The sequence below is a fragment of the Pedobacter sp. Bi126 genome (assembly GCF_918698245.1).
Classification (GTDB): Bacteria; Bacteroidota; Bacteroidia; order Sphingobacteriales; family Sphingobacteriaceae; genus Pedobacter.
The window spans coordinates 201107-214538 of sequence record NZ_CAKKMS010000007.1 but is presented as its reverse complement, the minus strand read 5'-3'; the positions used below and the strand labels follow the sequence as shown (position 1 = coordinate 214538).

The 13432-nt window shown below is 39.2% G+C and carries 10 protein-coding genes; 3 read left to right on the top strand and 7 right to left on the bottom strand.

The window, feature by feature from the left end; genetic code table 11:
* Window positions 1-58: 58 nt before the first annotated feature.
* The 4 genes from LQ201_RS22515 to LQ201_RS22500 all read right to left on the bottom strand — a co-directional run bounded on the left by LQ201_RS22515 (window position 59) and on the right by LQ201_RS22500 (window position 5693).
* Entirely contained in the window at window positions 59-1576 is a 1518-nt protein-coding gene (locus LQ201_RS22515; protein ID WP_230145946.1) for a GH3 auxin-responsive promoter family protein, read from the bottom strand.
* Between the two features lie 158 nt (window positions 1577-1734).
* On the bottom strand, window positions 1735-2475 hold the full coding sequence (lptB, locus tag LQ201_RS22510) for an LPS export ABC transporter ATP-binding protein (RefSeq protein WP_057931148.1): 741 nt from the start codon (window positions 2473-2475) through the stop codon (window positions 1735-1737).
* 89 nt (window positions 2476-2564) lie between these two features.
* Window positions 2565-4265 (bottom strand): single-stranded-DNA-specific exonuclease RecJ, encoded by a 1701-nt coding sequence (gene recJ / locus LQ201_RS22505; protein ID WP_230145945.1) that lies wholly within the window; start codon window positions 4263-4265, stop codon window positions 2565-2567.
* 102 nt (window positions 4266-4367) lie between these two features.
* Window positions 4368-5693: a sulfatase-like hydrolase/transferase gene (locus LQ201_RS22500; RefSeq protein ID WP_230145944.1), complete on the bottom strand. Its 1326-nt coding sequence runs from the start codon at window positions 5691-5693 to the stop codon at window positions 4368-4370.
* A gap of 112 nt (window positions 5694-5805) precedes the next feature.
* On the opposite strand from LQ201_RS22500, the gene LQ201_RS22495 reads away from it, so the two are divergent.
* Window positions 5806-6573 (top strand): MBL fold metallo-hydrolase, encoded by a 768-nt coding sequence (locus LQ201_RS22495; protein WP_230145943.1) that lies wholly within the window; start codon window positions 5806-5808, stop codon window positions 6571-6573.
* Window positions 6574-7360: 787 nt separating this feature from the next.
* Here LQ201_RS22495 and LQ201_RS22490 read toward each other — a convergent pair.
* Together LQ201_RS22490 and LQ201_RS22485 are read right to left on the bottom strand one after the other, a co-directional pair.
* Complete coding sequence (locus LQ201_RS22490; protein ID WP_230145942.1) at window positions 7361-7948, bottom strand: YceI family protein; 588 nt, start codon at window positions 7946-7948, stop codon at window positions 7361-7363.
* Between the two features lie 149 nt (window positions 7949-8097).
* Window positions 8098-9069 carry a serine hydrolase gene (locus LQ201_RS22485; protein ID WP_230145940.1) on the bottom strand — a complete coding sequence of 324 codons (972 nt, stop codon included), beginning with the start codon at window positions 9067-9069 and terminating at the stop codon, window positions 8098-8100.
* Window positions 9070-9362: 293 nt separating this feature from the next.
* Between LQ201_RS22485 and LQ201_RS22480 the strand changes: the two genes are divergently transcribed.
* Window positions 9363-9500, top strand: a complete 138-nt coding sequence (locus LQ201_RS22480) for a hypothetical protein (protein ID WP_230145939.1) — start codon at window positions 9363-9365, stop codon at window positions 9498-9500.
* Window positions 9478-9678 carry a hypothetical protein gene (locus tag LQ201_RS22475; RefSeq protein WP_230145937.1) on the top strand — a complete coding sequence of 67 codons (201 nt, stop codon included), beginning with the start codon at window positions 9478-9480 and terminating at the stop codon, window positions 9676-9678. The genes LQ201_RS22480 and LQ201_RS22475 overlap by 23 nt, the downstream gene beginning before the upstream one ends.
* A 554-nt stretch (window positions 9679-10232) precedes the next feature.
* Here LQ201_RS22475 and gcvP read toward each other — a convergent pair.
* A complete protein-coding gene (gene gcvP, locus LQ201_RS22470) occupies window positions 10233-13109 on the bottom strand; it encodes an aminomethyl-transferring glycine dehydrogenase (protein WP_230145936.1) in 2877 nt (958 codons plus the stop codon).
* Window positions 13110-13432 lie beyond the last annotated feature (323 nt).

Below are 13432 nucleotides of genomic sequence, written 5' to 3'. Positions count from 1 at the left end.
GCCTTTAGAAGGTCTTCGACAGGCTCAGACTGACATGCGTAAATGAGATTTATTAAATTTAAGAAGATTTCATCATCTCCAAAATATCATCAACATATTTTCGCTCATTGGCTAAACGCGGCACTTTATGCTGTCCACCCAGTTTATCTTTTGCCTTTAACCAATTATAGAAAGTATTTTCGGGGGCATTATGCACTTTGGGACGGGCTAAAGCCATATCCTTAAAACGTTTAGCATCGTAATCGGAATTCACCGCACGTAATGTATTGTCCATAATATCTACAAACTTTTCAAAATCGTTAGGTTGTTTATCGAATTCTATGATCCACTCGTGCCCACCAGCTTTTTCATCTTTAAAATAAATTGGTCCGGCGGTATAATCTTTAATTTCGGCACCGGTTTCCTGGCAAGCTTTGGTTAAGGCCTGTTCTGCATTGTCGATAATCACTTCTTCGCCAAAGGCATTAATGAAATGTTTGGTACGTCCGGTAATTTTAATGCGGTAAGGAGAAAGTGAGGTAAATTGAATGGTATCGCCGATCATATAACGCCATAAGCCACCATTTGTAGAAATTACGATGGCGTAATTTTTATGCAGTTCTACTTCACCCAACATCAATGCTTTAGGGTTTTCTTCACAGATATTCTCCATTGGCACAAACTCATAAAAAATACCATAATCCAACATCAGCAACATTTCTTCTGAGTTATCCTGATCCTGAATACCGAAAAATCCTTCTGACGCATTATAAGTTTCCAGATAATACATTTCGTCGGATGGGATAAGCTGTTTAAACTGTTCGCGATACGGGGCAAAGTTTACCGCACCATGGATATACAATTCAAGGTTTGGCCAAACTTCCAGTAAATTCTGCTTCCCGGTAAGTTCGAGTACCTTTTTGGCCAGTACGATGGTCCAGGTGGGTACGCCTGAAATGCTGGTTACATTTTCGTTGATGGTGGCTTCTGCCATTCTATCCATCTTAATTTCGTAATTATCCATCAATGCGATAGACATATCTGGCGTACGGTAATATTCGGCCCAGATTGGCAGGTTTTTGATCAGCACGGCAGATAAATCGCCATAAAAACAATCTTCATTTAACTGATTAACCTGATGGCTTCCTCCTAAAACCAAACCTTTCCCGGTAAACATCTGGTTATCCGGACGGTTATTGCAATAGATAGAGAGCATATCCTTTCCGCCCTTAAAGTGGCATTCTTCTAACGATTCTTGGGACACTGGGATAAACTTACTCCTATCACTTGTGGTACCCGATGATTTTGCAAACCACTTGATATCTGATGGCCAGAGAATATTTTGTTCTCCATTAAGCATGCGCTCAATATAAGGTTTTAAGGTATCGTAGTTTTGGATCGGAACACGTTCCTGATATTGTTGTGGAGTTAAGATTGATTTATAATCGTACAGTTTGCCCCATTCGGTATTTTCGGCACTATCAATCAAGTTATGGAACCACTCTTCCTGAACATCGTACGGATATTTCATAAAAAGCTCGATCTGGTGGATCCGCTTTTTCATTAACCAGGTAAAAATTGAATTTACAAGTGCCATATTAAAAAATAAACAGCTGATTTTTACCACAGATGTTGACAGATAAACACAGATCCTGTTGTTTTTGTTGCAACAATAATCCGTTCTTTTTACCTGAAATAATTTTAGCTGTGTTTATCATTTTCATTCCCGAAATCCGGAATAAGAATTGGTTAATATTAAACATCAAATTTCTTACGTTTCAGCACAAAGTTCGATCCAAGATAAACTTTTCTTACCATCTCGTTCTCAGCCAACACCTCTGGAACACCCTGTTCTAAAATTTTACCTTCAAAAAGCAGATATGCCCTATCGGTAATCGACAGTGTTTCCTGCACATTGTGATCGGTAATTAAAATGCCTATGTTTTTATGTTTCAGTTTAGCAACAATACTTTGGATTTCTTCTACCGCAATTGGGTCTACCCCTGCAAAAGGTTCATCCAATAAGATAAAATTAGGGTTAGCGGCTAAGGCACGCGCAATTTCGGTACGGCGGCGTTCACCTCCTGACAATAAATCGCCACGGTTTTTACGTACTTTGTGTAAACTGAACTCATTTATTAATTCTTCGAGTTTATCACGCTGTTCTTCCTTGGTCAATTTGCTCATTTCCAAAATGGCCAGGATATTATCTTCTACGGTAAGTTTTCTAAAAACAGATGCTTCCTGAGCTAAATAACCGATCCCTTTTTGCGCCCTGCGGTACATCGGATCTTCGGTAATATCTTCTTCTTCCAAGAAGATACGGCCTTCGTTTGGTTTAATTAAACCAACAATCATGTAAAAGGAAGTTGTTTTTCCGGCACCGTTCGGGCCTAAAAGACCAACAATTTCCCCTTGACTTACATTAAAAGAAACATTGTTTACAACAGTACGCTGTTTATATTTTTTAACCAGATTTTCGGCTCTTAATATCATATATTGATTGCTCCGTCATCCTGAATTTAGTTCAGGATCTTTATAATTAGATGCTGAAACAAGTTCAGCATGACGAATTTATTTTATAGTTAATTAACTTTTATTCCTTTAATATTTAATTGCAAACGTTTCTTATCACGCCACACGTTTTCCTCTAACGTATAACAAACCGAAAATGGTACCTTTGGTTGTAAAAGATTTTGAAATTCTGCCAATCCAAATGCAATGCCTTCAAAAATAGGCGAATTTTGTTGTTTTATGTTAATTTTTAAATGATTTGCGCCAACAGCCATGGCTTGCTGTGCAAGATATACATTATGGGTAACAAATATAGGCGCCATATTTTCTGGCCCAAAGGGGCCCATCTGCGATAAAACACGATAGAATTTACCATCTATCTGCGCCAGCTCGATTTCGGCATCAATCCTGATCATCGGCGTAAGCAACTCCTCTGTAATACTGGCCGATACAATTTCTTCAAACTTATCGGCAAAGGCATCTACATTATGCTGTTGCATGGTTAAACCTGCAGCAAATTTATGCCCGCCATATTGATCCAATAAATCGGCACAACCGCTTAAAGCTTCGTACAGATCGAACCCAATTACCGATCGGCAGGAACCTGCCACATGTCCGTTAGATTTCGTTAACACAATTGTTGGGCGATAATATTTTTCAGTTAAACGCGAGGCCACAATCCCGATTACCCCTTTATGCCAGTTTTCGTTAAATACAACAGTTGTTTTTTTGTTGATCAGGATATCGCTTTCGCCAATTAAAGCCAAAGCTTCGCGGGTAATGTCCTGATCGTAGGTTTTACGCTCCGTGTTTTTAAGGTTAATCAGTTCACTCTGTTCTAACGCGTTTCCATCTACCTGGCAAAGCAACATGGCAACTGCATGTTTAGCATGGTCTATCCTTCCAGCGGCATTAATCCGTGGACCTAAGGTAAAAACCACATCGGTAATGCTATAGTTTTCGGTTTTGCCCGAAACTTCCATCAGGGCACGTAAACCTTCACATGGATTGGAGTTTAACTTTTTTAAGCCGTAATAAGCTAAAATCCTATTTTCGCCAACCACAGGAACAATATCGGCAGCTATGCTCACCATTACCAAATCTAAATATTGCAGATAAGTTTCTTTAGGAAGCTGATGTTTTTGCGCATATGCCTGTGCAAGTTTAAAGCCTATACCGCAACCGGCCAGTTCTTTAAAAGGGTACGCACAATCAGCACGTTTAGGATCTAAAACGGCAATAGCCTGAGGGAGTTCATCCCCAGGTAAATGGTGATCGCAGATAATGAAATCGACGCCTAAAGTGTTGGCGTAATCAATTTTATCGATAGATTTTATTCCACAATCTAAGGCAATAATTAAAGAGAACCCATTTTCATTGGCATAATCAATCCCTGCGGTAGAAATGCCGTATCCTTCCAGATAGCGATCGGGGATATAATATTCGATGTTTTTAGTGAGCTGCGAAAAGAAACTGAAAGCCAGTGCAACCGAAGTTGTACCGTCTACATCATAATCGCCATAAATCAGTATTTTTTCATGGGTGGCCAATGCCGTTTCAATGCGGGCGATAGCAACATCCATATCCTTCATTAAAAAAGGATCATGAAGATGGTCAAGATCTGGCCTGAAGAAATCTTTGGCCTGATCGAAATCACAAATATTCCGCTGTACGAGTATTTGTGCAAGTGAGCGATCTATATTAAGTTGTTCTGCTATTTTTGTTATCGCAGCATCATTGCAATCTGATGCCAGTACCCATCTTTTTTCCATTTATTCTGTCTCCGAACAGTAAATATACATTTTAATTGGATATGATGGAGGCACTATCTAATGGGTTGTCGAACAAAACCTTTAAAAACAAAAAGTTAAATTTTACTTGGAATTTCCGGGATAGGCCTCGTAAAGCTTCATCAAATGCGCTTTCCGATCGGCATATTTTGCATCATCAATTAAATTCACCCGTTCTGCCGGATCCCACGATAAATTGTAAAGTTCGATAAGTTCTTTATTGTCTTTTTTGGTAATCCTCAACTTCCAATCGCCATCTTTTACGCCTTCTAAAACATAATTGTGGTAATAAATCGGGCGGTGAGGTTTAGTGTTGTTTTTACTGGTTAGCAAGGCTGAAATAGATTCCCCGTCATACACTTTTTGAGGTAATTTACTTTTAGTCCATTCGGCCAGTGTAGGAAAAACATCCAGATTTGAAATGGGCTTGGTTAACTGAGAATTGTTAAGGGTATGGCCTTTCCAGTACACAATAAATGGAACACGGTGACCGCCTTCGTAAGAGATCCCTTTCGAACCCCTAAAAATTCCTGCGGAGCCAACATGGTAAAATTTGGTATAACCATCCTCATACATGCGCTGTGGTGCATTTATCCACGGACCATTATCGCTGGTGAAGATAAAAATGGTATTGTCTGCCTGTCCGGAAGCGACCACCTGTTTCCAGATTGCAGCTAAACCGGCGTCCATATCTTCGATCACATCGCCAAGTTCACCACCGGCAGAAGGTGTTTTTCTACTTTTTTGTGCCGCAAAAGCAACAGGCAAATGTGGCATATTTTGCGCCAGATAAAGAAAAAATGGTTTCTTAGCTGTAACACTTTGTTTAATGAATTTGATCGATTCGCGGGTGTAAGAACTCGTTAAAATGCTATCCTGCGGTTTATAGATTTCTGGTTTGGTATTTCTAAATATCTTGATCGTTGTATCGGTTTTAACATAAGGTGCTCTATAGTCGTGGCTGTATAAAAGGCCATAAAACTCATCAAAACCCTTTTTATTTGGTAACGAAATACCATGATCGCCCAAATGCCATTTGCCCACTAACGCGGTAGCATAACCTGATTGTTTAAGCATCTGTGCAATGGTAATTTCATCTTCAGGTATGCCACGTTTATCGCCCGGACCAATCGGCCATGGTAAATCCATCCTGCTACAGTATCTTCCGGTGAGCAACGATGCCCTCGACGGTGTACAGGTTGGTGAGGTGGTAACGAAATTGGTTGCTTTTACTCCTTTCGCAGCCATTCCATCCAAAAATGGTGTTTTGATCAGCGGACTTCCATAACACGAAATGTCAGCATAACCCATATCATCAGCCAATACAATAATTACGTTTGGTTTTTGCTGTGCTTTTAGCTGTATCGAAAAACTACAAGCCAACAGAAAAATTAAGATTCGGAGATTCATGCCTGAAATTTAAGCATCATATTTTACAAAAAAAGGAAGTATCCAAGCTTTTACCAAAACAAATACTCAAGTTTAGATTGTTACCTTTGTAGAAACATTAAAGATCTACATTTTGCAAGTTCACACCCTATTCGAAGGCACCTATTCTGTTGATGCAACAAAGAAATTTGTTCCTTTCGACCCCGCCATACATCATTTTAAAGACAGACCCGCATCGCTATTCATTAATGTTCAGCCTTTTTTGGTTGAGCTGAAAAACGACCTTGTACTTTTTGATACGGGTTTAGGATTTAGTGATGACCATGGCGAGCTTATTTTGCACAAAAACATCCGTAATGCTGGTTTCGACCCTACTGACGTAACTAAGGTGTTAATGTCGCACTTACACTACGACCATTCTGGAGGCATGATCCACAAACAGAGCAATGATAGAGTTGAACTGAGTTTCCCTGATGCTGAATATGTAATTAACCGTGGCGAGTGGGAAACGGCATTTAGCAGCACTTCATCTTCTTACCACACCGATATTTTCGATTTTGTACAACGCAATGCACAATTAAAATTTGTAGAGGGCGATGGCGCATTGGATGAAACCATTGCATTCGAATTTACAGGTGCACACTGTCCAAACCACCAGGTTTTCCTTTTAACAGAAGGGAAGCAAAAGATATTTTTTGGTGGCGATGTACTGCCTGAACCTGAAGAACTGGTTAAAAACTTTATTGCCAAATACGATTTTGATGGCCGTAAGGCAATGGAATTACGCAAGGAGTTTGGTAAAAGAGCAGCTGAAGAAAACTGGGAGTGTTTGTTCTATCATGGCAAAAGCACAGCAACTGGTTTTGTTGATGCTGTTGAAGGCGGATTTAGGATTAGATAAGCCCACGCGTTTTTTACCGCAAAGGACACAAAGAAGAAACGCAAAGCACGCAGAGTTCCTTTTTTTACCACAGAGGTCACAAAGAAAGGCACAAAGTGCACAGAGCTGGGTGCTTATAGCTATAGAATCTTTGTGTAAACTCAATCCACTCGTGGTAAAAACTTAGTCCCCCTTCACGTCAAGCTTAGCGCTCTTTGCGATTAAACAAAAATATCATCTTTTTTACCACAAAAGCCACGGAGAAAGACACAAAGTACACAGAGATGGGTACTTATAGCTACATAATCTCCGTATTCCTCTGTGTAAAACTCCGTGCACTCGGTGGTAAAAACTTCATGCTCCTTCGCGTCAAACTTAGCGCTCTTTGCGGTTAAACAAAATAGAATCTTTTTTACCACAAAGGCCACAGAGAAAGGCACAAAGTACACAGAGCTGGGCACATATCTATACTTAAAACACTGTGTTCCTCTGTGTAAAACTCCGTGGCCTCGGTGGTAAAAACTTCGTGCCCCCTTCGCGTCAAACTTAGCACTATTTGCGGTTAAACAAAATAGAGTCTTTTTTACCACAAAGGCCGCGGAGAAAGGCACAAAGTACACAGAGTTGGGTGCATACTTAGAATTCTGAATAGCTCAGTGTTCCTCTGTGTTAAACTCAGTGTACTCGGTGGTAAAACCTTAGCACTCTTTATTTTCCGTGCCTTCTGTGTTTCCGTGGCTAAAAATATAATCCACAAAAAAAAGCCCAGACTAATGCCTGAGCTTTAATTTTTCCGAGACGGAAATAATTATTTTTTAGCTACCAATTTAACAGCTAATTCAAAGTTATCATCAATTGCTTTGTCGCCAATGCTATCGAAGAATGATTTAGAACCGTATTTGATGTCATATTTAGTTCTATCAACAACGATTTTACCTGCTAAAGCCGAAGCTGTACCATCTGCATTAACCGTTACAGTTGCAGGGAAGCTTAATGGTTTAGTAATACCTTTGATGGTTAAATTACCTGATACCGTTACGTTTGCTCCTGAACCAGCAACTTTAGTAATTACGAAAGTTGAAGTTGGGAATTTAGCTGTACCGAAAAAATCGTCTGCTTTTAAGTGACCTTCTAATTTAGCACTTCCATCAGCATCTTTAATTGAAGCCATATCAATTACAAATGTACCACCAGTTACATTTTTACCGTTAACGGCTAAGGTACCTGATTGTAAAGCTACAGTTCCGTTGTGAGAACCTGTTACTTTTTTACCAACCCAAGTAATGGTTGATTTTGCTGCATCTACAGTATAAGTTACTGGTTTAGTAGGGTTTTTAAAAGCTGACAATGCTACAACTGCCACTAATAAAAAAATTGAGCTAATTTTTAATTTCATTTTCTGGTTTTTTATAATTTGATACAAATATAGATTAACTCCCGATCTCTTGTTATTGACCTATGTTAACTTTTTCAAAAATAATCGGATTTATTTAAAATCATTCTATTGACTACAGAATTATAGCAATGGTTTAATCTGTTTTTTTTTTATTCTTTATGTACCCCCAAAGCTAAAAATGCGATATCTCTGGTAACTTGCGTTGGAGAATTACAATCGCAATTACTTAATCCAATTGCTAAAATATCTTCTTTAGGAAAGTAAACACTCATGGTTTTAAATCCAAAAATACTCCCACCATGCTCCCTTACTGCAATTCCGTTAATTTCTTTTAAATGCCAGCCATAACCGTAGTCAATATTATCGCCATTAATTAATTTATATTTTTTAAAGGCTTTATTAAGAACAGCAGCATTGAGAATTAAATTTTGGTTTAGCGCATTTTGCCATTTTAGCATATCATCAACTGTAGACATTAGTGAACCCGCAGAAAAAGGAATATTAAAACTGATATTCTTTTTATTTTGGTATCCGAACTCTTTTTTTTGATAACCATAAGCCCGGTGCTTTATAATGGCAATATCGCTGGCATAGCGCGAACTACTCATACCTGCTTTTTCAAATATATTTTTGGTGATGAAATTTTCGTAAGAAAGTCCGGAAACCAGCTCAATAACATAACCTAGAATTACATATCCAGCATTATTATATTCAAATTTCTCTCCTGGTTTAGCGGTTCTTGGTTCATTCTTAAAGAAATCGACCACTTGTTTTGGAGTCAAATCCTGATGAGCAATTTGTGGGAGCGATTTCATCTTTGTAAAATCAGCTATACCAGAAGTATGTGTTAACAAATGATGAATGGTAATTTCATCACCAAAAGGGTAGTCTGGAATATATTTAGCAATAGGATCCGCTGTATTTAATTTCCCCTGTGCTTCTAAAAGTAAAATTGCTACCGCTGTAAATTGCTTGGTTAAAGAACCTAGCTGAAATACATTTTCAGGTGTCATATCAAAATTAAGTTCCAAATTGGCCTTTCCAAAGGCTTTCCGATAAATTGGCACCCCGCCTTTTGCTATCATAAAAACACCCCCCGGCCCATTTTTATCTTTAAACAAATTATTGAGCAAACTGTCTATTTTAGGTTCTGGATTTTGCGCAAGCACCGAAGTAGCTGCCAGGACGAATATTACTGTGAGTTTAAAAAAGATCTTCATTGTATATTTTGTTTAGGTTCTTAGACGCAGGGATTTCTTTTGTGGTTACACTGCATAAGCCTATACAAAACGATTATTTACCCCGGATTAAAAGCTATTGCGAGATCAGCTTAACAAATGATTGAGCAATTTAAATTGCTGCTAAATAATTAATACTTATATTATTAATTACCTTACGCTAATTAATTTATACCATGGCAAAGAAAAATTTACCCGATAATTTAAAAAATGGCATTGAATCACTTTCGGGCATTTCGATGGATGGAGTGGCGGTACATTTGAATTCGGATACCTGCACAATTAAACGCTTTGTCCTATGCGAATGGTACTAATGTTCATTTAGCTGCTAATGAAGAAGCGCATTTACCGCATGAGGCATGGCATGTGGTACAGCAAAAACAAGGTAGAGTTAAACCAACAACACAATTAAATTCCGATATAACAATTAACGACGATCCTGGTTTAGAAAAAGAAGCCGATGAAATGGGATCAAAAGCAGCTGGTCTTTAAATTATAAATAAGGCACCCGCTTTTTATATTACTGCGTTTGGCTTTTATATTAATGCATCCGCTTTTTACAATAACGCACCCGCGATTTATATTAGCCCACCCGTGATTTATATTAACTTACCCGCGATTTATATTATTGCACCCACTAAGTTAAATACCACTCGCTCTGAATTGGTTTCCCACCCAGTACCCTCCTTTATAAACCTGACAGTAGCGAAAATCCTTTTTGTTTTTCCTCCGTCTTTAAAGATTGTCGCGTCGTTTCTCCTCGCAATGACGATAACAAGAGCAGAAACCACAAAAAGATTGAAGCGAATGGCAGGACTGCCGCTTCCGATGGAAAAGTGACATTCGTTTTCAAAAAAAATCTGCAAGCCTTATAAAATGAATTTATAAAACTTGCAGATGAATATGTTCGTGAGGACACGAACCTAGGCGTTTGATAATTTATCTAAATAGATTGCTTCGTCGCACTTCCTCGCAATGACGATCGGGAGTAATTAAGGGATGGAAAGGAAAACCTTAAACCCTCTACCTTCACGCCCTCTACCTTACTAAGGAACGATCTCTTCTAAATAACTCTCAATCGGCGGACAAGCACAGATTAATGCCCTATCACCATGGCTATCGTTAACACGACCAACTGATGGCCAAAACTTGCGTTCTAACACATAAGGAAGTGGAAACGCAGCTGTTTGACGGCTATAAGCATGATCCCACTCGTTAGCAGTAATTACCGAAACCGTATGAGGCGCATTTTTTAATGGGTTATCAACTTTATCTAAAGTGCCGTTTTCTACAGCGGTAATTTCGTTTTTAATTGCGATTAAGGCATCACAGAAACGGTCTAACTCATGTTTAGGCTCCGATTCAGTTGGCTCAACCATTAAAGTTCCTGCAACCGGGAAAGAAACTGTTGGTGCGTGGAAACCATAATCCATTAAACGTTTTGCAATATCGGTCACTTCGATTCCGAAAGCTTTGAACGAACGGCAATCTAAAATCATCTCGTGTGCACAACGGCCCTGAGCGCCTGAATAAAGTACAGGGTAGTGTTGCTCTAAACGCGCTTTCATATAGTTTGCGTTTAAAATAGCATATTTGGTAGCGTTGGTTAATCCTTTAGCTCCCATCATGGCAATATAAGCATGTGAGATAATCAGGATCGAAGCCGAACCCCATGGTGCAGATGAAACAGCCGAAATAGATTTTCCTTTATCGATATCAACCACGGCATGACCTGGAAGATAAGGAACCAGGTGTTTCGCCACACCAATTGGGCCCATACCAGGACCGCCACCACCGTGAGGAATACAGAAAGTTTTGTGTAAGTTTAAGTGACAAACATCGGCACCGATATTGGCCGGACTTGTTAAACCAACCTGTGCGTTCATGTTTGCACCATCCATATATACCTGTCCGCCATTAGCGTGAATGGTTTCGCAGATTTCAATAATGCTTTCTTCGAACACACCGTGAGTAGATGGATAAGTTACCATCAAACACGATAGGTTGTCTTTGTGTAATTCTGCTTTTGCTTTTAAATCTTCAACATCGATGTTACCGTTTTCTAAAGATTTTACTACAACAATTTTCATATCGGCCATTGCAGCAGAAGCAGGGTTTGTTCCGTGTGCCGAAGCAGGAATTAACGCTACGTTACGGTGGAAATCGCCTCTATCGTGGTGATAAGCGCGGATAACCATTAAACCTGCATATTCGCCCTGAGCACCAGCGTTTGGCTGTAAACTCATTGCGGCAAAACCGGTAATTTCACTTAACCATTTATCCAGTTCATTAAAAACCGAATAGTAACCCAATACCTGATCGGCAGGTGCAAACGGGTGGATACGGCCAAAGTGAGACCAGGTAACCGGAATCATCTCGGCCGTAGCGTTTAATTTCATGGTACAGCTACCCAGAGCAATCATCGAGTGGCAAAGCGATAAATCTTTTGCTTCTAATGATTTGATATAACGCAACATTTCATGTTCTGAATGGTGTGCATTAAAGATTGGGTGTGTTAAATAAGCTGAAGTACGTTGTAATGAAGCAGGGATAACCGTTTCCACATTTTCTACCACTTCAACCTGATCGGCTGCAATAGCTTTAACTTTAGCAAAGATTTTAGCAATTAAAGCTACATCTTCGAAAGTGCTGGTCTCGTCGAACGAAATAGTTACAACGTTACCAACATAATTTAAGTTGATTTCGTTATCGATACATCCTGAATGGATACCGCCCTTTAAATCGCCTAAATCGAAACGGATGGTATCGAAATAAGCAGAATTTAACTGCTCAAAGCCTAAGCCTTTTAAAGTAGATGCTAAGCTGATGGCCAAACCGTGTGTACGTTCTGCAATAGCTTTTAATCCTTTCGGACCGTGGTAAGCGGCATAAAAACCAGCCATAATAGCCAATAGCGCCTGTGCGGTACAGATGTTTGATGTTGCTTTATCTCTACGGATGTGCTGCTCGCGGGTTTGCAAAGCCATACGTAAAGCATAATCGCCATGGCTATCAATGGTTACACCGATAATACGACCAGGGATGTTACGTTTATATTCTTCTTTAGTTGCAAAAAATGCAGCGTGTGGTCCACCAAAACCCATTGGTACACCTAAACGTTGTGTAGTACCTACCACTACATCAGCTCCCCACTCGCCTGGAGGCGTTAATAAGGTTAAGCTTAAAATATCCGCAACTACCGTTAATTTAATATTTTGATTGTGCAATGCCGATGCAAAGTCTTTGTAGTCGAAAACTTCACCGTTTCCAGCAGGATACTGAACAATTGCACCGAAGAAATCTTCAGCAGCTACGAAATCTAAATGACTTCCGATCACAAGTTCAATACCGTAAGGATTAGCACGTGTTTTTAAAATATCGATCGTTTGAGGGAAAAGCAATTCCGAAACGAAGAACTTTTTAGCCGCCTGATTTTTACGCAAGCTATATTGCATAAACATCGCTTCAGCAGCAGCAGTGCCTTCATCCAATAAAGATGCATTGGCAATCTCCATTCCGGTTAAATCGATAACCATCGTTTGGAAATTTAACAAAGCTTGCAAACGGCCCTGTGCAATTTCTGCCTGATATGGTGTATATTGTGTGTACCATCCTGGGTTTTCGAATACGTTACGTAAAATTACACCCGGGGTAATGGTATCATAATAACCCTGTCCGATAAAGCTTTTGAAAACTTTATTCAACAATGAAGTTTGTTTTAAAGCACCAAGATATTCAGTTTCTGATTTCGCTGCAGGCAAGTTTAAAGGCTGTTTTAACCTAATTGCCGTCGGAACAGTTTGTTCTATCAGCTCATCAATAGAATTTACGCCAACAGTTTGCAACATTTCGGCTGTATCTGCCTCATTTGGTGCAATATGACGATTTTGAAAATCTTCCTTGTAATGGATATTTAAGCTCATGCGGTATGAATAATAAATTTGCGTGCAAAGGTAGCAAAAACGAAGCTGTATTTTGCTATATATCAATGTAAAAAAGGAGTATTATTTGCGGTTAAAAGCGACAAAATAGGTAGATTTTATGCACAAACTAAAAGACAAACGTTTGTTCATTTTTATTTGATTAACCCATTATTAGGAAAGCGATGGCTGTTCCGAAATTTAAGTTTGTCGCCATGGTTAACTTCAATCTTTTTGCATCCTGTTGAGCCGAACCAATAAGCAGCTGCAACGTAAAATATCAGCTACCAAAGAAAAGAAAAAAAGCATTTTCGTAAATTTGAAAC